Source organism: Spirosoma harenae, assembly GCF_054776975.1.
The window spans coordinates 135,697-157,922 of the sequence record NZ_BAAHBD010000047.1; the positions used below are offsets into that span (position 1 = coordinate 135,697).

Here is a 22,226-nt window from a genome sequence, read left to right on the forward strand (position 1 = left end):
AGGGCTACTTAATAATAAAACCTAGTTAGGCTGCGAAGCTCTGCTTGCTGTGAGTTTGCTGACTGGTACGATTCGGTTTGCTGAACCAGACGACCTTGCTGATCATAAACATTCGCATAGGTGAAAGTATACCGATCCGTTTGAAGCCCCCAGTAGCTAGTAACCACCTTAGTCAGCAAGGCATGGCGACTCGTTTCACCATGCAGTGGCTGGGTCGTTAAGGGACCATAATGCGAACGGTCATAGCTCAGCGTAGTGACTTCATAGGGCGTGGTCTGTTGGTCGTAGGTCAAAGTGATTTTCACCACATCGCCCTGATCGACAAGTGCAACCCGTCTGTATATCAATGGGGATCTTGGATTAACAGACCGATCAATGCTAGTAGATCCAACTAATATCCCTTCAGGAGAATACTGCCGTAAAGTATCAGCTAAGACATTAGGACGATCAAAATAAGGCAACGAGCAACTGGCATACCGAAGCTGACTGGCATCTAGTGGGTTTTCCACTCGCTGGGCAGGCATTTGCTCAATAACTGTCGTGGGCGTATAGGTGTATTGATACGTGCTTTCAAATCGCAAGTCTGTCTGGGAGTTAGGCTCTGACACAGTTCGTTGCAGAAGCCGGCGGCCTATTTGACGACCCAGGTTGTCATAGCTGTAAGTAGTCGAATCGATGCCTGAGTAGCTATACGTCACGCCGTTAATCAGGATAGTTCCTAATTTGATCGCGTTCTTGACAGAGCTAATGTAGAACATGGTTGTCGCAATGGGCCTCTGAGCAGGGGCATTAGCTGCTTCAAGTATGCTATTATCCTGTCGACAACTGACCAATTGATTGCCTAAGCAGCCAAGGCTTATCAGCAGTAGGGCTCGCTTTATGACGACTCTATGGTGGACTATGAATTGTAGTCGTTTCAGTAGCATTAACCAAGTTTAGATAAAATTCTCTGTGCGTCTGGCGTTACTGCTCTCGTTTGCATAAGCGATTGTCGCTTATGCATGGCTGTCTATAAAACTACAGACACTGAGTAATTAGCTTTCAGTAGTTTGCTGCGTTTTTGTGTTGCCCAAAACAATGCGATTGAAGGTATGGGCACAGTTAAGACATCGGTACGTTCGAACAAAGCCCACTGACCTCAATAATCGTGGACGTTGAATTCGATCAATATCCACATCGCTGCAAACAGGGCACTTCTTTCTAAAAACGAAATTTCGTCTTAGAAAGAAGCCTGTCAATAGAATAACGAGCAGGAGCGTAAATGATATGAACGGGTGATCGAACATGACATACGAATATACACATAGTCACCACCAATTATCATACCGAAACTTAATTTATTTGAAAGTTAAAATTTGGTTAATAAATCGTACTATTCGTCACTTTTTAGTGTCGATAAGAAACTAACCACGTCTCGAATTTCCCGTTTGGTTAACAAGTATCTCATTTCTGGCATACTTGATGGAGCGGTTGTTCGTTTGGCAATCTGATCTTTTCGAATGACCATATCTGGTTGATCGCCCACCTTTACTTTCACTTCTGAACTCGTTTCTTCCTGCAAAATACCATTTACGGTTTTGCCATTTTTGAGTTTAAGCTCAACTGTTCCAAAACCCGGTGCTAACCGAGCACTTGGAGTAATCAGCGCTTCCAGAAGCTGTTCACGAGTCAATCGACTGGCTACGCCATTCAGTCGCGGTCCGGCATTGCCGCCCTGATCATTATAGGCATGACATCGAATGCATTGCGCCGTCTGATGCCGGTAGAAAATCCGTCGACCCAAATCTGGTTCTCCACCTAATAAAGCTCCTTTATAGGATGCTAGCAAGGCGTCGGGTGATAGCTTTGACGTAAGAGCTTTGTACCGGGTGGCTAGTTGAGGAGAATGACTGCTCTCGATCGCTTCTTCCAGTTCCAATTGTAGCTCAGCAGGCATTGTTCCGGCTGACATTTTCGCCAGTAATTGATCGAATGCTTTTTGCGTATTGGCGATGGGAAGTTTACCTAGTGTCAATAAAGCTGCCTGTTTTTCTTCTGTAGTACGGCTACTAATTACTTCCGACAAAAGGGCTACCATCCGGTCTTTGGGCATATCCGATTTCGCCAACAAATCAAGGCCAGCCACCCGTACACTTTTATCATTATCCGCCAACGCAGTTTCGATTCCTTTACTGACTTGTTTATCATTCATTGAGGCCAGGGCCCGTAAAGCGGCTACACGTACACTGGCCTCTTTGTCGGTCGATAGCTGCTTAAATAAGGGTTCAGAGGCTTCTGCCAGTTTAATTTTAGCAATGGCTTTGATCGCACTCAGTCGGATAGCTACTTCCGGATGAGCCAGTAGTTTTATGTAAGTATCGGCCGTTTTTGTTTTTAGGGCAGACAAATCCCGCTTGACCTCTCCTCGATAACGCCCATCAACACGATCCAAAACAGATGGACTTGCCCAAGTACTCAAGGCTTCTAGCGCTTCGGAACGCATCGCTACAGGACTGCCATCTTTTTGCGCGTAATCAATCAGTGCTTGCATGGCTTCGGGCGTGCCTACGCGCAAATTCGCGTTGATGGAACGCCGTAGTAACGCTTCGTTGGTGAAAGTGGTTGTTTGCAACAGTTTTCCAAGAGCAGGAAGGGCCTCAGGAATTGACAAGTCGTCGTTGATTCCGCGAGCGGCTTCGGTAACGATGTATTCATCTTTATCCGCGAGAAAAGCCGCAATTCCCGGATCGCTCATTCGTCGAAGCGCTACCACAGCCGCAATGCGCACACCTCTTGATGGATGACTGGCTAGAGCGACTACAGGGGCCGATTTTCCGATACGAGCCAGCGCCAGACTACCCGCATGACGCAGGAAAGCATCTTCATCGTTGTTAGCTTCCAGAAACTTGATAATTGGCTGGATGGCTGGTTCGTAGCTAATTCGTCCGAGTGCTTCGGCCGCAAAGAATCGGGCCCGGCTATACGAGTCGGTTAGGAGCGAAATCAACGCGGCACCGGCTTCTGCATAACGGACATCGCCTAACCATTTGGCGGCTTGCGCGCGAATTTCGGGGTCTTTGTCCTGAAGCAATGGCAGGAGTAATTGACCATATTGCTTGTCTTGCCGGGTCAACTGGCTGATGCCCCAGATCGCATGAATACGAGCAAATTGATTGTCGGTTTGCTGAAGCGCTGCTTTAAAGGCATCAGCTCCTTTGGCTCCCCGCTTCGCTAATTCAAACTGCGCTTTCTGACGCACGCGCATATCCGAATTTTTCAAAAGATCAATCAATTCAGTTTCGGATCTTGACCCGAAAGCGCTGGCTAGCAGGGTTTTGGTCCGTTGACGTTCGGCAGATGAAGCGCCTGACTTATCATCTAGTTTCCAGATGCGACCGTAATCTTTCGTATCCCAGCCATTGATCCAATCGGCTACGTACAAGGCCCCGTCTGGGCCAAAATCGATTCCGGTTGCGAGTACATTACCCAATACTTTTTTCTGTTCGCCAAGTTCAAACGAGGCTCCTTTGGGCTTTAACTTGAAGGAATGAATCCCTGACCGAGCCGGATTCCCGACGAATTCAGCAATGAAAAACGTGTTTTTGTAGGCCGGGCTCAGGGCCGTACCGGGATTGTATTTCATCCCGGCCGGACCACTCACGAAGTTGGCAATAGGAGGGGTGAAGTAAGCCGCCTGTTTATCGAAACGAGGTTTGTACATCTGCTCGTCCATCCAGACTTTGTAGGTATTATTGTTCGGATCGCGGTATTTGCCGTATTGCCAGTTGCTGCGCCAACCCGTATCCGAACCATTGACAATGTATACCAAACGCTCTTTTTCACCGGGATGGTCGCCATCATTGTCTTCGCTAATCAGATTGCCGTATTCATCAAAAACGAATTCGTGGGTATTACGGACGCCATAAGCAAATACTTCAAAATCACTGCCGTCGGGATTGGATCGGACGACAACACCACTGTTCGGATGCTCCCATTTTTTTCCGTCCTGCCCTTTTCCACTAAAACCAATATCGCCAATCTGCCAGTATATCTTGCCGTCCGGACCCATCGTCACACCCGACATACCATGACCACTAAAGCCAACGTGAATGCCGTAGCCGTGCGAGATAGACGTTTTTGATTCGGCAATGCCATCGCCATCTTTATCCTGCATGCGCCATAAATCGGGTCCAACAGCCACGAATAGGTCATTCCCGTAGGTTAATACGCCCCCGGCAACGTCGGTTACTTCGTCATGAAAATCCTCAACGACTAATTGCGATAAGTCGGCAACGCCATCGCCAGACGTATCTTCGATGCGAAAGACATTCTCTTTTTCGACGGTCATATCCCGCCAATCGTGAGAACCATCGCCGTTCATATCCTTTAGCCATTCATTCTTTTTGCTATTTTCGGGCGATAAAATCCGATGCAAAAAGGCGCGTTTGTCCTCAATGGTCTTTAACTGATTTGATTCGATTTCCCAGTCCTGATGACCGCGAATATCAAATTCGGAATGTTTCTGGCGGTTGGTTCGGGTATAATAGATTCGTCCGTTGTCATCTATGCTAATAGCAATCGGATCGGCAACCAGCGAATCGACACCCCATAATTTAAGCGTAAGACCCTCGGCTAGTTCGGGTGTGACCGTTGCTTCGATGGCTTTCGCTAACTGGGCTGCTTTCTCAGGAGCCATACGCTTACTACGGCGATCAATCGGGTCTTTTTCAACCTGAGATCCTGTTAAGCAGAGCATGGGGATTAGTACCAGGCCCCAGGCCAGTTTTTTATTTTTTACTATACGACTGATTGCTTTTTTCATGGTAAAGAGAGGTTGATTGCCACAGTAAGGAAACTGTCTGGCCCTTAAACGGTAATAGCTTTATAACGATTGCCTGTTCTTAAAGGCAATTTAGACCTTTCGCTACTTGACTTCAGAGGATATGTTTTCTTGATCTAGTTGATTTCTTACCCAGCGAATAAGGTACCAACTACTGCTCCCTTTAATTGTAGCGCGAAGCACATGCAGCAATCTGCTATTTTTGCAGCCGGATTTTAGGCGCTATGCACAGCCCTTCTTTCTCGATTTTATGTTTACAACTTTTCGATGGCTTTTGCCTACCTACCGTATTGAAATGATTGACACGATTCGGTTGAGTGTGCCAATTATCATTGCTCAATTAGGTGTTGTGTTGATGGGCGTAACGGATAATTTATTCGTTGGGCGATTGTTAGGTGCAGTTCCGTTGGGCGCAGCTGGCCTGGCTAACTCGCTTTCGTTCCTTATGTCGAGTATAGGCGTTGGTGGACTTACGGTTGTGGCTGCTTTGGTGTCAAAGGCGTATAATCAGAATGATCCGGCTGCCATTAACCGTCTATTTCGGGCGGGTTTGCGGGTTGGTATCTTGTTAAGCCTTGTACTCGGTGTACTCTCCGCTGTGTTGGCATTCAACTTTAGTTTATTCGGACAAGCTCCAGAAGTGGCAAATTTAGCTCGCGATTTTATGCTGATCCTGAGTGCGTCGTTGCTCCCTTTGCTGGTGTTTGTAGGCGCTCGTCAGCTCTGCGATGGCTTACGCTATCCACGGGTTGCGATGACGATTACATTATCGGCACTATTGGTCAATGCCCTGTTTAATTATCTGTTAATTAAAGGGATTGGGCCTTTTCCAAAGCTAGGTTTAATGGGATCAGCTATGGCAACCTTACTATCGCGAACGTTTATGGCAGGAGCAATGCTACTTTATATCTATCGCTCCAGCCATTTTACCCCGTACCTGAAATCTGAGTTTCGTGTTTTATCTATTAACAAAGAAGTATGGGAGGTTCTACGACTTGGAATTCCTGGCGGTCTTACCTTTTTCTTTGAAGTCGCTACATTTTCGCTTGCCGTAGTTATTGTCGGCTGGTTAGGCAAGGATCGGTTAGCGGCCCATCAGATTGCGATCAATATGGCGTCAGTTACCTATATGATGGCAACAGGAATTTCATCGGCAGCTGCTATTCGGGTTAGTGCTGCGGTTGGGCTGGGTAGCCGCGAGGGTATTTGGCGAGCTGGGATCGCTGCGTTTGTGCTTTCAATCAGTTTTATGAGCCTAATGGCGGTAATTTTTCTGACGGCGAATGACTGGCTGGTGACGCTCTATATTCGGGATAACTTATCAGTTATGCGTATTGCGGCATCGCTGGTTATAATAGCCGGATTCTTTCAGCTTTCCGATGGAGTACAGGTTGTGGCTTTAGGAGGCTTACGCGGATTATCCGACGTCAACGTTCCTACAATCATTACGTTATTTTCCTACTGGATCGTCGCCTTGCCGCTGGGTTATGTGCTAGCTTTTCCACTGGGTATGGATGCAATCGGTATTTGGATTGGATTACTATCTGGCTTAACAATGGCTGCTGTTTTGCTGACCTGGCGCTTTTTTCGACGAGTTAAACGGGTTGATTTATCAGTGATCGGTACAACAGAAGTAGTAACGCACTAATTCAATTTACCGCATAGTCGCTAATAATTCAGATCGTGTAGGTCGGTCAGCATTGAGATCATAGGGAATACCCTGTCGGTCGAGTTCATTCATAAACGTTAGGTAGGTAGCTTTTTCAACGGAAAAAATGTACCAGTTACGATAAGGTTCATTGAAGATTTCGACTTCCGTTAACGAGGCCATTTTTTGCAATTGCTGATACTGAGAGGTTTCGAGTTCGCTTTGTCTAATTAAAAAATACCACACGGTGAATTCTATAAGTTGAGATGATTCGTTACTAAACAAAAATCCCGCGTAACAGATCGTATCGCGGGATTTTTGTTTGATCCAAGTCTTACGACTTACTTGTTTACTGCCAGATTAGCAGCCAGAATATAATCAGCCAATACAAGCCCCGCTTCGTTCAGATACAGATCTTTTTTCTTCTTGGGTGTAGCGGCAGCAGTTGTTCCGGTTTCGTCAACGGGAGCCGAAACTTGCGATACTTTATTGGCAGCAGCACGTTTCCGCTCGGCTTCTTCCCGCTCTTTTCGGCGTTTTGATTCCTGTAATGAGACAACCGTGTTCTCTTTCGCTTTCTTAAAGTCAGCCAGATCCTGCGCTAGTTTTTTCAGTTCAGGATCTGATTTAAGACGCTGGTCGAAACGATCCCGAAGACGGCTTAAAACTTTGTCGTTCAAATCGGCTGCTACGTCGTAGCGGGTCGAGTTGATTTGATCCCAGGGCAATGCGCTTGGTTGTGAGCTTTCGCCGTATTCTTCGGCAGAGAAAGCAGATGGTAATTCGATATCCGGCGTAACACCTTTGTGCTGTGTGCTACTTCCATTGATCCGATAAAATTTCTGAATCGTCATTTTTACCTGACCAACTTTCTCAGGTTCTTTCGGAAGCCATTGATTCAAATCGATCAGCGTTTGTACGGTACCTTTCCCGAAAGTTTGGCCACCGACGATAACACCACGTTTGTAATCCTGAATAGCCGCTGCGAAAATTTCAGAAGCCGATGCGCTGAAGCGATTCACCAAAACAGCTAATGGCCCATTGTAAACCACATTTCCGCCATCTTTATCTGCATATACCTCGGTCTCACCAGTTGATTCTTTTACCTGAACAACAGGGCCTTTCGGAATAAACAGACCTGTTAAATCGATCGCTTCTGTCAACGAACCACCACCATTATCGCGTAGGTCGATTACGATGCCATCCACTTTTTCGGCTTTCAATTCGTCGATGAAACGTTTCGCATCGCTGGTTGTGCTGCTAAAGCCTTCCTCGCGCTTGCGTGCACCTTCGAAGTCGCGGTAGAACATCGGAATGTTAATGACGCCGATTTTGAATGGTCGACCATTATCCGTTAGTTCAATCACTTCTTTTTTCGCACGTTGCTCTTCCAGTTTGATTTTCTCGCGAACCAGGCGAATTTCTTTGTGTGGGGCACCCGCCAGCGCATCTGGAGAAACAACCTGTAAGCGAACAACCGTTCCTTTCGGGCCTTTGATAAGCTTGACAACGTCATCGACCTGCCAGTTCATCGTATTGACCATAGCACCATTATCGCCCTGAGCCACGCCCGCAATCTTATCATTTACTTTAATCAGATTGCTTTTGAAAGCTGGGCCTCCCGGCAGAACCTGCGTTACTTTGATGTATTCGCCATCTTCCTGTAGCATAGCACCAATTCCTTCCAGCGACTGGCTCATTTCCTGATTAAACCGATCTGCGTTGCTAGGCGAGAAGTAATTGGTATGCGGATCAAGTGCCTCCGCAAAAGAATTCATGTAGATCTGGAATACATCAGCACTTCGAATCCGGCCATACGCCTTATCAAGATTTGCATACCGCTGAGTCATTGTAGCCGTAACAGCACTATCTTTTCGATTGCCGAGCCGAAGTTCCAATTCCTGATTTTTCAGGATTTTCGTCCAAAGTTCGTTTTGTTCTTCAACCGTTTTAGGCCAGGGAGCTTTTTCCCGGTCTGTATTGAAACTCTCGTCGACTGTAAACGAAAAAGGTTTCTTGATTTGCTCTTTAATGAAAGCGCTACGTTCCTGATATCGTTTGCGGAAAACATTATACAGATCGTAAGCGGCTGTCAGATCGCCATTGATCAGAGCGTCATCAATTTGATAGCGGTATTTCTCAAACGAAGCTACATCCGAAGCCAGCAGATAGGTTTTGTTGCCATCCACCTCTTTCAGGTAATTATCCCAAACGACCGATGACAACGAATCGTTGAGCCGAACCTTTCGGTAGTGATATGTAGTCAGCAACTTAGCTACCAGCGATTCCACTTTTTCTTGTGAAATAGTTGGTTTTAGTTCCTCGGTTGGTGAGGGTTGTGAAGGCAATGTCTGTAGGGACGAAGCGTCGCCTGTTGCACCATTCGATGGCAGATCCGGCTGAAAGCTCAGTATCAGCACGGGCATAAGAGTCACCAGATACTTCTTCATCTATTATTACCCAGGTTAACGGCGAATGAGCGAATGAGTGAAAGAGCGAAACCTATCTGGTAAACCACTCTTTCAGTCTTTCGCTCATTCGCTCTTTGGTTATTGTTTTACAATATCAAGTAACTCAACATCAAACACTAATGTTGAGCCGGGTTTAATATCGGCACCGGCACCCCGGTCGCCGTACGCTAAATCGGATGGAATATAAAGCTTCCATTTTGAGCCCACAGGCATCAGTTGGAGGGCTTCGGTCCAGCCTTTAATCACTTCCGTTACGCCAAACTCAGCGGGCTGACCGCGCTCAACCGAACTATCAAATGTTTGCCCGTTTAGCAGCTTGCCTGTGTAATGTACTTTAACTCGATCGGTAGCTGTTGGTTTAGCACCGGTTCCTTCTTTCTCAATAGAATACTGTAAACCGCTGCCGGTTGTTACCACACCCGTTTTGGTTTTGTTTTCGGCCAGAAATGCAGCGCCCGCTTTCTTATTCTCCTCCGATACTTTCATGCTTTCCGCATTGCGGACAGCCATCTGTTTCTGGTAGTATCCCTGAATAACCTGCTGAACCTGTTCCATCGACAATTGCATGGCACCACCTTTTAGTGCATCGTCAAGGCCTTGAGCCAGTAAGGCCGAATTCACATTTTTGGGCCCCTGTTGTTTAATATTTTGAGCAATACTTACGCCAATGCTATAACTCAGGGAATCGTCGGCAGATACTAACTTGCCTGATGAGGTGGATTTAGTTGTAGCCGTTGTGGTTGCTTTCTGACCGGTGGCTGGTTTTTTAACAGGAGTTTTTTTGACTTGTGCCGTTGCCGAACCTGCGACTAATAGTGCCGATACAGCGCCGGCCAACATCCATTGATTGAACTTCATGCGAAAATGAAACGGGATATAAACAAAAATTGATACTACTGAAACGTGAACGAATAGGATAAAAGTTTAAATAGTAGCAATTAAGCCAAAAAATAGTTAGCCAAGCTGTAGGTGAACAGTTCCGTATTTGATAGCGAATCAGGAAAATAAAAGTAGCTGAAAATTTGGCTGATGTCAATTTTGACCGCTTAAAGTTCCGTGAATTTGGATGAACGGTTGCCCGACTGGTATCAAAGGTGGTGATCTTAGATGGTCAGTATTGGAAAAGTCTAACATTCAGTCGTTATTTCTTTGTTTCGTCGTAATTTTATTAAATTTTAATCGTACCTTTGCGGCCGAAAAATCAAACTAAATATCCCTGTTATATATGGAATCCGTAAGACCCGACGAGATATCAGCGATCCTCCGCCGGCAATTGGCTGGAACTCAATCCGAGGCTGAACTCGAAGAAGTCGGTACGGTGCTGCAAATCGGCGACGGCGTAGCGCGTATCTACGGCCTCTCGAAGGTGCAGGCCGGTGAATTGCTGTCGTTCGACAATGGGCTTCAGGCGATGGCCCTGAACCTTGAAGAAGATAACGTCGGAGCTGTATTGCTCGGCGATTATTCCGAAATCAAAGAAGGCGATACCGTTAAGCGCACAAACCAGATTGCTTACGTAAACGTGGGCGACGGTATTCTTGGCCGCGTTGTAAACACGCTTGGTCAGCCGATTGATGGAATGGGCCCCATTCAGGGCGAACTGTTCCCGATGCCGATGGAGCGTAAAGCACCGGGCGTAATCTATCGGCAGCCTGTAAATGAGCCGCTACAAACGGGTATCAAAGCGATCGACGCCATGATCCCTATTGGTCGTGGCCAACGCGAACTGATCATCGGTGATCGTCAGACGGGTAAAACCGCTGTGGCTATCGATACGATCATCAACCAGAAAGAATTTTACGATAAAGGTCAACCCGTATTCTGTATCTACGTTGCCTGCGGTCAGAAAGCATCGACCGTGAAGCAAGTAGAGCAAACACTGCGCAAAGCAGGTGCTATGGACTATACGGTTATCGTATCAGCCAACGCATCGGATCCTTCGCCAATGCAGTTCTTTGCTCCATTTACGGGTGCTGCTATCGGTGAGTACTTCCGCGATACAGGTCGTCCGGCACTGGTTGTTTATGATGATTTGTCGAAACAAGCGGTTGCTTACCGTGAAGTGTCGCTGCTGCTGCGTCGCCCACCAGGACGGGAAGCGTATCCAGGTGACGTATTCTACCTGCACAGCCGTTTGCTGGAACGGGCCGCGAAAATCAACGCTAACGACGATATCGCGAAAAACATGAACGACCTGCCACCAAGTCTACAAGACAAAGTGAAAGGTGGTGGCTCCCTGACAGCGCTTCCAATCATTGAAACCCAGGCTGGTGACGTTTCGGCTTACATTCCAACAAACGTAATCTCAATCACCGACGGCCAGATCTTCCTTGAGTCGAACCTGTTTAACTCAGGTATTCGCCCAGCTATCAACGTAGGTATTTCGGTATCGCGTGTAGGTGGTAACGCGCAGATCAAGTCGATGAAGAAAGTGGCTGGTACGCTGAAACTCGATCAGGCTCAGTTCCGCGAGCTGGAAGCATTTGCGAAATTTGGCTCTGACCTTGACGCATCGACCAAACTGACCATCGAACGGGGCCGTCGGAATCAGGAAATCCTGAAGCAGCCTCAATACGCTCCTGTTCTGGTTGAACAACAAGTAGCGATCATCTACGCTTCAACGAACGGATTATTGGATAAAGTGCCCGTCAATAAAGTGAAGGCATTCGAAAGCGAGTTCGCTATGGTGCTAAGCGCTCAGTATCCTAAAGTACTGGACGAACTTCGTGCCGGTAAATTGACCGACGAAGGTACTGCAACGTTGAAGAAAGTAGCCGCTGATCTGTCTGCGAATTATTAAAAATTAGTCAATAGCCATCAGTCATTAGTCGTCAGTAATTAGCGAAGCGACTATTGACTGATGGCTGACGACTATCGACTCTACATGGCCAGTCTAAAAGAAGTACGCGCTCGTATTGCCTCGATTAACTCAACGCAGCAGATCACCAAAGCGATGAAAATGGTGTCGGCTGCGAAGCTGCGTCGGGCGCAGGAAAATATTACCCAATTGCGGCCTTATGCGCAGAAGTTAAGCCAGATGCTCGCAACTGTATCGGCAGGGGCTGAAACCGCATCAGAAAGTCCTTACAAGCAAAACCGCATTATCGACCGGGTTCTCCTGATTGTTGTTACGTCGGATCGGGGATTGGCTGGTGCGTTCAATACGAATGCGATAAAAGGTGCCTTGGCGTTAATCGATGAAAAATATTCGGCTCAGGCTCGTTCGGGCAATGTCGAAATTATGGCGATTGGCAAGAAGGGCGCTGAAGCATTCCAACGTCGCGGCTTTAAGGTCAACGCTGCTCATGTTGACGTTTTTGGCTCGCTCAACTTCGCGACTGTTCGGGCTGCTGCTGAAGAAGCTATGGAAGGCTTTGCCAATGGCCGCTACGACGTTGTAGAAGTGATTTATAACGAATTCCGCAACGCAGCCGTACAGATTATTCGGACTGAGCAAGTACTCCCAATTGTTGCCGCTGAGTCACCAACGGGCGGGGCGAATTCGATCAATTATATTTTTGAGCCATCAGAATCAGAAATCGTTACGGAGTTGATTCCGAAAACAATCAAGATTCAGTTATATAAAGCGGTGTTGGATTCAAATGCAGCTGAACATGGCGCTCGAATGACCGCTATGGATAAAGCGACGGATAACGCTGGTGAACTGCTCAAGGAGCTTCGTCTGGTGTATAACCGTACTCGTCAGGCCGCTATCACGACTGAAATTCTCGAAATCGTGGGTGGTGCCGAAGCACTGGCCAGCGCCTAGTCTAGCATAAATAATTAGTACCAAAGCCACTACCCAATTGGGTAGTGGCTTTGTTTTTATCCGTAAATTTTTTGACTACTTGTTGCAACGGTTCTTTATCGAAAAGCGTCATAGGAAATAAGCATAAGTAAATGATAGTGCCTTGTTTGCTTCGGTAGTAAAACGGCCCCAATTAAAGCCTTGTTAAAAATCCTTAAAGTGAAAATAATGTCTGATTGTCAGTGAATTAACTTTATGCTTTGCTGCCAGAATATTACTTGTTACTGAAACGCATGAAGCACTTTTCTTGTTATTTAATTGCCGCATACGAATGGCACTTTTCCCAACGTTTAGTAATCGGTTAAATACTAATTAACGACTCAAAATACATGAAAATCAAAGGCATAATAACTAGTCTGTTCGTCGTCGGTACGCTGGCGTCCTGCGCCCCAGCCATTACGGTTAAATACGACTACGATCCTAAAGTGAATGTTCGGCAGTTTACAACCTACCGTATTGAAGCAGACCGGCAACGGAATGCAGACCCAATTGTAGGGAGTAATCTGAACCAACGCCGGATTGCTGATGCATTGGATCAATCCCTGAAAGCTCGTGGCTATAAGCCTGTCACGCAGGGCGAAGCGGATTTAGTGGTACGGTTCTTTATGGATTCTAAGGATCGCCAGCAAATCCAGTCTAATGGTATGTATTCGCCTTATTCCTGGTGGTACGGCGGTGGTATGAACAACGGCGTTTATTCTCGTCAATACGAAGAGAATCGCGTTGTGATTAACGTTCTGGATGCTCGAACGAATGACATCGTTTGGCAAGGTTGGGCTACGGGCCAATTGAATAACCGGAATAAAGAACGGGATCGCGATCAGGCCTTCCGTGAGACGGTGACCAGCATTATGAAGAACTTCCCGGAGAGCGCTGGCCAGGATTATGGTGCCGCCCGATAAAGGTTTCAATCGTTTAGTAAAAACCTGCCCTTCAAATGGAGGGCAGGTTTTTTTATGGACTTAGCTTTTTGTTAATTTGTGCCTTTCCGTTTCTGGTTATGTCAGCCGTAAGTCGAGGTGTTGTTTATTCACTCATAGCAGTCGTACTCGTGCTGCTGTTGGGTGTTATGGCATTGCTCGGCGTGTCATACAACCGGCATCAGCGGCTTGAAGATGCAACTATTGATCTGAAGCGAAGCCTTAACCAACAGGAAAGTAAGATTACCGAATTAGAAGAGCGGCTACAGGATTGCGATACGGCTAAAGCGGTTACTGTTCCTGATTCTTCCTGGAATGCATCGGCTCCGGCTGCTTCCGGAAAAGACGTCAGCCAAGCTCCTTCGCTAAAGTGGTAATAAGTCTATGGCTTCAGTTATTTTCGGATCGTTTCGCGGATGAATTGCTGGTTGACAATTAAATCAAATTCCAGCTTTGGCAGTGTTTTCGCAACTATCAATAAAAAACACGGGGCAGGAATCAACGAGCGCATGAGCGATATTGACTGGTTTGTGATACAAGAATAGGCTTAGTTGAAGGCGTTGATTCAACTAAAAAAGGCACCCAAGTGGGTGCCTTTTCGACAGTTTATCATAGGTCAGTTAATTCTCAAATACGTTGTCCTCGTAGGTGACGCTGGCCAATTTTTTGTCCAGATAGTAAATCTGATCGGCTGGAATCTGATTGATCAGATCGAGGCAACGACGGGCAATGTACTCTTCTTCCATCTGCTCCTTAACATACCATTTCAGGAGTTCTTCCGTGGCATAATCATTTTCGCGACGGCAGATAGTGATAATGCGATTGATCGAATCCGTTACTGAAACTTCCTGTTCCAAAGCGCCTTCGAAAACCGATCGTATTGAGTCGAATTCCTGAGCGACGGCTGGAACTTCGGGCGAATAAGCCGTAGCACCCTGGTCGCAAAGGTAATGGAAGAGTTTCATGGCATGATGGCGTTCTTCTTCTGATTGTTTGTAGAAGAAGCCAGCCGTATGGTCTAGACCGTTTCGATCACACCAGCCAGCCATAGCCAGATATTTCGATGAAGAAACCATTTCCATTTGTATCTGCTGGTTCAGTGCCAGCTCGACGCTTTCTTTGATAGAGGTGCGTAGTCTTGCTAGATCTTTCATAGTAAGTAACCGTTTCCGGTGAGAAATTCGTATAGCAAAACAACACAAAAAAACCGACCCTTGTTGTGCAGTCGGTTGATTGTCAGAAAATTTAGAAGCAGTCTATTTATGGCTATTCGGGCAATGTACAACCACATTCCCGAAGCATAGAGTTTAATTCCAGCATCAATTTGGCACCATTGAGCAGTTCGCGTAAGTGAACAACTTCGCAGAGCGTTAATACATAACAACGTTCCGATTGAGGCACGGTCAAGATCTCCACATCGTCGGCAGCTGCTGTACTCAACGCCATTTGCCGAATATCGATGGTTTCAACCATGCGACGGAAACGAGCAAAATCACGCGCTGAAAATTGAGTATGCGTATCCCAAAACTCCAGGATCAAGCGGTAGCTCGCATCACACTGATAAACAACACCTTTGTCGGTTCGAAAGATCTCCTGATAGGTTATTGGTACGTTACTCGTCATGGTTACGGAAATGAACGTACAAAGATAAAACGCAAATCTTAATTTAGATAAAATCTAAACAATATTTTAAACTGTAATTAACGAACGGTCGCTTTGAGAGGCTTAGTAGTGGCTAATGGCATGAATAACCAGCCTGTTTGTCCTGTCGAACTACGAACCAATTGACAGATAGTTGTCATTGCTAATACGTCAACTGTCGAGCCTACAGGGAGGGTATTGATAACACCAGCCTGTTGATCAGCCGCATCGAGTAAGTTGCCAGAAACCGGCAGTGTTACTCGTCGAAGCGGTTGATTGGCTGATTCGACAGTATTGGTTGCGATATAACCCGTTAAACCGTCGGGCAATTCGACCCGTGGCCAGATTTCCGTTCCTCCAATAATAGTCATAGCAGACGATTTTGGCAGTTCGCACAGAATGGGGGCATCCCCATGAGGAGCCAAACGAATTACAGATCGAGCAACTGATACCCGCACTGAATCGCCCAGACGCGAAGCAGATAGTAATCCTTGTTTAGCCGGACCGCGACCGAGTCGAATAAATGGCAGAGGATCAGTAGCGCCTTCGTCAAATCTATAAATACCAAAGTGCAAATGCGGCCCTGTTGTGCGAGCATTACCTGTATTGCCAATAAAACCAACAGTATCACCTACCGATACGCGTTGACCATCTGTCACATTCCAGCGGTCAAGATGTGCGTAATAAAGTCGAATACTGCGTTCGTTATCAGTGATAAAGGCAACATTTCCACCCAGAGAATTTGTCCCAACCCCCGTAACTATGCCATTAACGCCAGCTAGAGCGGGTGTTCCTTTTGGCGCAAAGATGTCCACCCCTTCATGCCGCCGACGTCCTCCATCACGAGCTACGCCAAAATAACTGCTGATCTGCCGACTATCGCGGCCTTTCACTGGAAAGGCTAAAGCTGGTTCGCGAGTAATGTTAATAGTATAGTTAGCACTTCGCAGTAATTCAGGCTGGATGCGTATAAGATAAGTCTGGGTTTTGCGGGGCTCCCAACTTACTACATTCGTATCGGCTTTAGAAGCTGTAACCAGATTGAGTCGATTCCGGTCTTCAAGTGCGAATACATCAATAAAAATCTTTGTCGTCTTTTGCCCCTGCGTTTCAACCTGTACCAAAAAACGATCACCTCGTTGTGCATCAACCTGATAGCCGACAGCAAAAGCTTTATTGGCTGAAAAATAGCCACTTTCGCGATAAGGGATTGTAATCTTCAACGAGTCGCGAAGAGCACGTTCGCCAGCTGACAGCCAATCTGTACCAAGTGCTGTACGATCGAGTTTAGCCTCTTTGAGTGATTGACCATACTCATCGTGAGGAGAAGTCGGGCGAAATAGACTAGCTGTTGGTCCCAGACTAGTGCAGGCTGTAATCCAACCTGCGAGTAACGCTACGAGAAGAGAGCGGACAGAATACTTGATTACCATAGTTCTACTATAGTATTAAACGACTTTATTACGATGATATTTCAACTGAGACAGGTAGGCAACCATAGCCAGGCCGACCAGAATACTCAGAAAGGGAACATAAAACGATAAACCGGCAGCAAAGCCATAGGTAACCAGACTAATCAGATGGCTCTTTCGAATGGGATCTATGCGTACGTCTACAGCTGGGCGTTTCAATAACCGAAAGTCGTGAGTCGCGTAATTCCACATGATAAACAGAATGCCAGAAATGCTGGCAAACAGGAGCATGTATAGGGCCGAAGAAAGCGTATAAGCAGGGGTGTTTAAATAATCGGCGAGTAAAGAGGTTGTAAAGGGAATGATGCTGACGAGTAACAGCAGTAATCCATTGTAAAACATGAACCTAGCGTCACTTCGCTGGATAACGTTATACATCCGGTGGTGATTGAGCCAAATGATAAAGATGGTCGTAAAGCTGACGAAGTAAGCAATGTAGTTTGGCCACTGATGCAGTAAAGCCGTGGCTAGCGTATGACTCGAGGTGGCCGCTTTTAAACTTGGTGCCTTTAGTTGAAAGGTGAGAAGCGTAATATCAATGGCAAAAACGCCATCGCTGAAAGTCTCCAGGCGAAGGGTTTCATTTTCGTGGACATCTGTCATTTGTCTCGTCACATTATCTGACAGACAAACGGCTGGATGAATCAATTAGTTATGCGTAAACGCAATTGCTGCTGTATACAATAGGTACACAGCAGCAATTATATGCAGCAGACGTTAATTTCGGCTGAGTTAGTGTGAGTATGATCTATCAACTACGTTTAGTCAGAAAATAGACAGGTATTCCCAGACCTGCAATCAGCAGACCCATACCTGTGTTGAAGGTTTTCGTGTACAGAAGAATAGCACAAATGGTTAGTCCGGCGACAATATATAACGCAGGAACAACTGGGTAGCCAAAAGCTCGGTATGGTCGCTCGGTGGTTGGCTCAGTATTCCGAAGCCGAAAGAGTCCGGCGATGGTGACGATATAAAATAGGAGAGAGGCAAACGTACAATAATCTAGAAGGTCACCGTATCTGCCTGAAAGACAGAGAATAGATGCCCAAATGCATTGCACCCATAGTGCCCGGCCAGGTACAGCGTGTTGATTCAAATGCGATGCCTGTTTCAGAAATAATCCATCTTTTGCCATTGCATAATAAAGCCGCGCACCCGCCAGAATCAGGCCATTGTTGCAACCAAATGTTGAAATCATAATTAGTACGGCCATAATAGCTACGGCCACATTCCCGAAAATAGTTTCAACGGCAGCGGTTGCTACCCGATCTGCCTCGGCAAATTGAATACCCCTGCCAATAATATCAGTGGCGGTTGGAGAGCCTTTCAAAGGAAGTAGCGAGAGATACGAAACATTGGCGAGGAAATAGATCGTCGTAACGATAAGAGTTCCAAAAAATAGAGCTAAAGGAATATTTCGACGTGGGTTTTTGATTTCCCCTGCAATAAATGTCACATTATTCCAGGCATCAGCCGAAAACAAAGAGCCAATCATCGATGTACCAAAAGCCAAAAGCAAAGCCATGCCTGCCAATGGAAGCACCTCACCTGTTGCCGACGTACTGCTGGCATCCCAGGCATTCGACAGATTAGCGGATAACAAACCTCGGCTTAATCCCACCGTAATACCGATCACAATTAAGCCGAGCAAGGCAATTAGTTTGGTTGATGTAAACACATTCTGGATGAATTTACCACTCTGAACCCCTCGACTGTTCAACCAGGTTAGCAATACCAGACTTGAAATGGCAAATAGTGATCCCAGCGTTATTTTCACGGGTCCGAGCGCCAACAGTACATTATCGGGGCCGAGGGCGGGGATAAATACGGCCGTGTATTTGGTGAAAGCGACGGCCACAGCCGCAATTGTACCAGTTTGAATGACCATAAACACTGTCCAGCCATAAACGAAGCCTGTCAGAGGTCCGAAAGCCCGCTGAATATAAATGTACTGACCCCCTGCTTTCGGCATCATACCTGCCAGCTCACCATAACTTAGAGCAGCCGCGACGGTCAGAACGCCGGTTAATACCCAGAGCATCAGCAGCCAGCCCGACGAGCCGAGGTTTCGGGCCATATCGGCTGTAACAATGAAGACGCCAGAACCAATCATGGAACCGGCAACAATTAGGGTAGAGTCGATCAGACTCAGTGAGCGGTTAAATTCGGTAGGTTCTGTAGCTGTATCGACCGACGAAACGGAATTTGATAGATTGTCTGCCATGAAGAAGAAGATATACCTACAAGAACCGGCCAATTAGGTAAAAAAGCAAGCAATGTATGCTAAATTCTATGCGTTTAGAGAAGTCAAGAGGATAAGATAGCCAAATTGACACGTGCTTTTCAAGGGGCTTACTAGATACAAACTGATTCCCTGGACGTAGGGATGTTGGTTACCTTCTTTGCAATCTGGATAAACACCGACTTGACACATGCCTTAATGGCCTAAAAACAAAAACACCTGGCTACTGGCCGGTCGTTTTTGTTTTTAGGCCTACCGTCTACTCAATAAGTTACCGTTCATCGCATTTTAAGCCTATACTGGACTTGTCATAGGTTGCCCATACAGCCTATGGACACATATATGGATTAAGTATAATCGCTGATTCTGTTAGGGTCAGCGATTATTGTTACTTATGACTAGTGATTTGAGTCTAAATAAGACAATTAATCCATATATGTGCTGTATAAAGCAAACGCCCCTAACCACTGATGGCAGGGGCGTTTGCTTTATACAGCATGGTCATTTACCTATCGTTCCTTTTCTCAAATAGATTATCAAAGAAAGGGTTAATCTGACTAAAATGAATGTCGTGCAATTGGAAAAGAGCGAAGACTTGACCTTATGTAGCATTGGTCTGAAGAGAAATCGGAACGACACCAGAAAGAGATTGATAAGTTGAAACAATTAATGAACAACGCTTGAGAAAAGAAGCCAAGGCACTAAGTGCTTGAATCAAAAACGCCCATTGCTCACTAATTGGCATAGAAAATAGGTTTACGTAGTTGCTAGATAGACTTTTTAGCTGTGTATCCGGTAAGAATTAACTCGGGTTAATTAGCTATTCGTTGTCAACTGGAAATGGACATATATAGGTTAGTTGAGTGAAACGATTTGCTAAACTATCTCTTCTGATTTTTCATCCCTCTTGGCTGACGACATAGATATCCGCCATTTCCTACAATCAAATTGATTAACGTGGCTCAATCATACTTACTTTATCTTAATAAGTGAAGATTTTTGTTTATACCAAAAGCAAAAAGCACTTAACATTATCTGCTAAGTGTACGTCGTCAAATGAAAGTGGACAAAAGGGGTGAAAATGAGAAGAGACAATTCAGTAAATTGTTTCACCTAAATCACCTCGGTTATGTCCAATTCAACCAAAAAATCTCCGCCTAGCCGTTCGAAAACGACTCAAGCCACTTCCCCCGAGCGCAAGCCAGCGCTATCCATCATCAAAGACATTCAACGGCAGACCCGACGCCAATATACCGCCGAAGAAAAAATACGCATCGTCCTTGAAGGTTTGCAAGGTGAACAGTCAGTAGCCGAGATTTGTCGACGAGAAGGACTTAACACCAATATTTATTATCGCTGGATCGGACCGCCGAAGCGGTAAAGAGTTCTTGGAAGCCGGAAAAAAACGATTGGCTGGCGATACTACTCGCGAAGCTACTGCCCCTGAAGTTCAGTCCATCAAAGCGGAAAATGAAGCCCTCAAACAGCTGGTGGCTGAATTGAGCCGCTTCGGCGGTCCGACTAGAAAATAGGGTATTAAAAAAAAGCCTTAAAGCCGACGATTAATCAATACCATCACATGACCCAATCGGAAAAGATAGAGATCATTACATTAGTCGAACAGTCGCCACTGAGTGTTAAAGCTACTTTGAAGGAGTTAGGTATCAATCGGTCAACATTTTATCAATGGTATAAACGGTACCTGACAGCTGGCTATGAGGGCTTGGCTGATCCAGCTTATCGGCGGAACAGTGCTTGGAATCAGCTACCACCGGCTGAGAAGGGCCGCATTATGGAGTTAGCTTTGGAACGTCCGGATCTTTCCAGTCGGGAATTAGCCTGCCATATTGTGGATAATGAGGGCCGCCGGAGCGGTTTGTCTCAGAGTCAACGGTTTACCATATTTTAAGAAGCCGGGGCTTAGTGACTACGCCTGCTTATCGGCTCATGGAAGCGGCTGATCAGTTCTACAATCCGACCACCGCTCCCAATCAACTTTGGCAGACTGACTTCACCGCTCCGGCGGCCCGGCTATTTCAAGATCAAAAACTGGGGTTGGTATTATCTGTCGACGGTATTAGATGACTATTCCCGCTACATTTTAGCGTGGGAGCTATCCCCGGCATGCAAGCCACAGACGTAGAACGAACAGTGCAATCAGCTCTTGATGCCAGCAGTTTATCTGTTGGTCAGCGACCGCGTATGCTGTCAGACAATGGGTCGGCCTATGTGTTTCGGTATCTTAAAGAGTATTTGAGAGGGGAAAGCATTGAGCACATTCGCAGTGCGCCATTTCATCCTATGACGCAAGGTAAGATTGAGCGCTATCATCGGTCAATGAAAAACGTGCTGCTTCTGGAACACTATTATAGTCCGGATGAACTAAGGCAACGGTTAGCGGAGTGGGTGGAGTACTATAATCATCTACAGTATCACGAATTGTTGGATAATGTACTTCCCGCTGATGAGTACTGGGGTCGCCAAGACCAAATCGTAGCCGAGCGTAAAAAAATCAAGCAGCTATCGATGGTCCAACGGCGGAAGAGTCATATTTTTCAGAAACTACAACGTGTTTAAAACCGTCTCTTCTCTTTTCACTCGCATCTGTCCACTTTTGGTTGACGATATACAAAAATAAGTCATCTTCGTTATTTCTACTTTTACTTGACGACGTCTACTTTTGCATCCTATCGAAATAGAAACCACTTATTCCCACTTAAATAGTTTTCTCTAATCATTCATCTAGCAAGGAAGATATATTATGTGGGATCGACTGCTCTAATAACTTGAAAATAATTTACCTAATCAGCTAGCATTCGGCGACAGTACCGGGAGTGGGTTATGTATAATGAGTATACAGGTTTTAATTGATGCCGGGGTAGGTTTCCCCACTCGGTCTTGTGAGGTCGAAAAATAGGCCTAACCCCGACCTATCTACATAACTAACTAACTAACTAACTGGATTTACAAAAAATGGTACTTGCCAAGAAAGAGTTTTGCAACAACTTTTGATGAGTGTTATCAAAACGCTGCTGGCTCAAAACGGTTGGCAAAAGTGCTACCAGTAAGTTTTTTTAGTAAATCGAAACGCGCAAGTTTTTGGTGTATATCGTCAACCGAAAGTGGACAGATGCGGGTGAAAAGAGAAGAGACGGTTTTAACAGCTTTGTACTCGCTGAAAAATATGACTTTTCCGTCGTTTGAG

16 protein-coding genes and 1 pseudogene are annotated in these 22,226 nt (G+C 46.0%); 6 read left to right on the forward strand and 11 right to left on the reverse strand.

Annotation, left to right across the window (positions count from 1 at the left end; all coding sequences use genetic code 11):
* Positions 1-8 precede the first annotated feature (8 nt).
* Together ACYVE4_RS31630 and ACYVE4_RS31635 are read right to left on the reverse strand one after the other, a co-directional pair.
* Positions 9-758 carry a hypothetical protein gene (locus ACYVE4_RS31630; RefSeq protein ID WP_461044429.1) on the reverse strand — a complete coding sequence of 250 codons (750 nt, stop codon included), beginning with the start codon at positions 756-758 and terminating at the stop codon, positions 9-11.
* A gap of 614 nt (positions 759-1,372) precedes the next feature.
* Positions 1,373-4,801, reverse strand: a complete 3,429-nt coding sequence (locus ACYVE4_RS31635) for a HEAT repeat domain-containing protein (protein WP_461044430.1) — start codon at positions 4,799-4,801, stop codon at positions 1,373-1,375.
* 313 nt (positions 4,802-5,114) lie between these two features.
* Here ACYVE4_RS31635 and ACYVE4_RS31640 point away from each other — a divergent pair, with 313 nt between their 5' ends.
* Positions 5,115-6,467 (forward strand): MATE family efflux transporter, encoded by a 1,353-nt coding sequence (locus ACYVE4_RS31640; RefSeq protein ID WP_461044431.1) that lies wholly within the window; start codon positions 5,115-5,117, stop codon positions 6,465-6,467.
* A gap of 6 nt (positions 6,468-6,473) precedes the next feature.
* Here the strand turns inward: ACYVE4_RS31640 and ACYVE4_RS31645 are convergent, their stop codons facing one another.
* From ACYVE4_RS31645 to ACYVE4_RS31655, 3 genes are all read right to left on the reverse strand, one after another.
* Positions 6,474-6,650 carry a hypothetical protein gene (locus tag ACYVE4_RS31645; RefSeq protein WP_461044432.1) on the reverse strand — a complete coding sequence of 59 codons (177 nt, stop codon included), beginning with the start codon at positions 6,648-6,650 and terminating at the stop codon, positions 6,474-6,476.
* Positions 6,651-6,808: 158 nt separating this feature from the next.
* Entirely contained in the window at positions 6,809-8,917 is a 2,109-nt protein-coding gene (locus ACYVE4_RS31650) for a carboxy terminal-processing peptidase (protein ID WP_461044433.1), read from the reverse strand.
* 99 nt (positions 8,918-9,016) lie between these two features.
* Positions 9,017-9,796 carry an FKBP-type peptidyl-prolyl cis-trans isomerase gene (locus tag ACYVE4_RS31655; protein ID WP_461044434.1) on the reverse strand — a complete coding sequence of 260 codons (780 nt, stop codon included), beginning with the start codon at positions 9,794-9,796 and terminating at the stop codon, positions 9,017-9,019.
* Positions 9,797-10,163: 367 nt separating this feature from the next.
* Here ACYVE4_RS31655 and atpA point away from each other — a divergent pair, with 367 nt between their 5' ends.
* From atpA to ACYVE4_RS31675, 4 genes are all read left to right on the forward strand, one after another.
* The gene (gene atpA / locus ACYVE4_RS31660; RefSeq protein ID WP_461044435.1) at positions 10,164-11,738 is read left to right on the forward strand and encodes a F0F1 ATP synthase subunit alpha; all 1,575 of its coding nucleotides are present in this window, start codon (positions 10,164-10,166) and stop codon (positions 11,736-11,738) included.
* Between the two features lie 84 nt (positions 11,739-11,822).
* On the forward strand, positions 11,823-12,707 hold the full coding sequence (atpG, locus tag ACYVE4_RS31665; protein ID WP_461044444.1) for an ATP synthase F1 subunit gamma: 885 nt from the start codon (positions 11,823-11,825) through the stop codon (positions 12,705-12,707).
* A gap of 368 nt (positions 12,708-13,075) precedes the next feature.
* Entirely contained in the window at positions 13,076-13,648 is a 573-nt protein-coding gene (locus ACYVE4_RS31670; RefSeq protein ID WP_461044436.1) for a DUF4136 domain-containing protein, read from the forward strand.
* Between the two features lie 35 nt (positions 13,649-13,683).
* On the forward strand, positions 13,684-14,043 hold the full coding sequence (locus ACYVE4_RS31675; protein ID WP_461044437.1) for a hypothetical protein: 360 nt from the start codon (positions 13,684-13,686) through the stop codon (positions 14,041-14,043).
* Between the two features lie 243 nt (positions 14,044-14,286).
* Here the strand turns inward: ACYVE4_RS31675 and ACYVE4_RS31680 are convergent, their stop codons facing one another.
* From ACYVE4_RS31680 to ACYVE4_RS31700, 5 genes are all read right to left on the reverse strand, one after another.
* On the reverse strand, positions 14,287-14,820 hold the full coding sequence (locus tag ACYVE4_RS31680; RefSeq protein ID WP_461044438.1) for a ferritin: 534 nt from the start codon (positions 14,818-14,820) through the stop codon (positions 14,287-14,289).
* 112 nt (positions 14,821-14,932) lie between these two features.
* Positions 14,933-15,289 carry a hypothetical protein gene (locus ACYVE4_RS31685; RefSeq protein WP_461044439.1) on the reverse strand — a complete coding sequence of 119 codons (357 nt, stop codon included), beginning with the start codon at positions 15,287-15,289 and terminating at the stop codon, positions 14,933-14,935.
* A gap of 77 nt (positions 15,290-15,366) precedes the next feature.
* On the reverse strand, positions 15,367-16,740 hold the full coding sequence (locus ACYVE4_RS31690; protein WP_461044440.1) for a peptidoglycan DD-metalloendopeptidase family protein: 1,374 nt from the start codon (positions 16,738-16,740) through the stop codon (positions 15,367-15,369).
* A gap of 15 nt (positions 16,741-16,755) precedes the next feature.
* Complete coding sequence (locus ACYVE4_RS31695) at positions 16,756-17,382, reverse strand: TMEM175 family protein (protein WP_461044441.1); 627 nt, start codon at positions 17,380-17,382, stop codon at positions 16,756-16,758.
* A gap of 148 nt (positions 17,383-17,530) precedes the next feature.
* Positions 17,531-19,003: an APC family permease gene (locus tag ACYVE4_RS31700; protein ID WP_461044442.1), complete on the reverse strand. Its 1,473-nt coding sequence runs from the start codon at positions 19,001-19,003 to the stop codon at positions 17,531-17,533.
* 1,147 nt (positions 19,004-20,150) lie between these two features.
* Here ACYVE4_RS31700 and ACYVE4_RS31705 point away from each other — a divergent pair.
* A pseudogene (locus ACYVE4_RS31705) lies at positions 20,151-21,598 on the forward strand (IS3 family transposase).
* Positions 21,599-22,042: 444 nt separating this feature from the next.
* Here ACYVE4_RS31705 and ACYVE4_RS31710 read toward each other — a convergent pair.
* On the reverse strand, positions 22,043-22,226 hold a 184-nt coding region (locus ACYVE4_RS31710; protein ID WP_461044443.1), incomplete at its 5' end, for a hypothetical protein.

Bases quoted from the DNA above. Each gene is read 5' to 3' on its own strand.
- ACYVE4_RS31630 (WP_461044429.1), bottom strand. From the start codon at position 758: ATGTTCTACATTAGCTCTGTCAAGAACGCGATCAAATTAGGAACTATC.
- ACYVE4_RS31635 (WP_461044430.1), bottom strand. From the start codon at position 4,801: ATGAAAAAAGCAATCAGTCGTATAGTAAAAAATAAAAAACTGGCCTGG.
- ACYVE4_RS31640 (WP_461044431.1), top strand. From the start codon at position 5,115: ATGATTGACACGATTCGGTTGAGTGTGCCAATTATCATTGCTCAATTA.
- ACYVE4_RS31645 (WP_461044432.1), bottom strand. From the start codon at position 6,650: ATGGCCTCGTTAACGGAAGTCGAAATCTTCAATGAACCTTATCGTAAC.
- ACYVE4_RS31650 (WP_461044433.1), bottom strand. From the start codon at position 8,917: ATGAAGAAGTATCTGGTGACTCTTATGCCCGTGCTGATACTGAGCTTT.
- ACYVE4_RS31655 (WP_461044434.1), bottom strand. From the start codon at position 9,796: ATGAAGTTCAATCAATGGATGTTGGCCGGCGCTGTATCGGCACTATTA.
- atpA (WP_461044435.1), top strand. From the start codon at position 10,164: ATGGAATCCGTAAGACCCGACGAGATATCAGCGATCCTCCGCCGGCAA.
- atpG (WP_461044444.1), top strand. From the start codon at position 11,823: ATGGCCAGTCTAAAAGAAGTACGCGCTCGTATTGCCTCGATTAACTCA.
- ACYVE4_RS31670 (WP_461044436.1), top strand. From the start codon at position 13,076: ATGAAAATCAAAGGCATAATAACTAGTCTGTTCGTCGTCGGTACGCTG.
- ACYVE4_RS31675 (WP_461044437.1), top strand. From the start codon at position 13,684: ATGGAGGGCAGGTTTTTTTATGGACTTAGCTTTTTGTTAATTTGTGCC.
- ACYVE4_RS31680 (WP_461044438.1), bottom strand. From the start codon at position 14,820: ATGAAAGATCTAGCAAGACTACGCACCTCTATCAAAGAAAGCGTCGAG.
- ACYVE4_RS31685 (WP_461044439.1), bottom strand. From the start codon at position 15,289: ATGACGAGTAACGTACCAATAACCTATCAGGAGATCTTTCGAACCGAC.
- ACYVE4_RS31690 (WP_461044440.1), bottom strand. From the start codon at position 16,740: ATGGTAATCAAGTATTCTGTCCGCTCTCTTCTCGTAGCGTTACTCGCA.
- ACYVE4_RS31695 (WP_461044441.1), bottom strand. From the start codon at position 17,382: ATGACAGATGTCCACGAAAATGAAACCCTTCGCCTGGAGACTTTCAGC.
- ACYVE4_RS31700 (WP_461044442.1), bottom strand. From the start codon at position 19,003: ATGGCAGACAATCTATCAAATTCCGTTTCGTCGGTCGATACAGCTACA.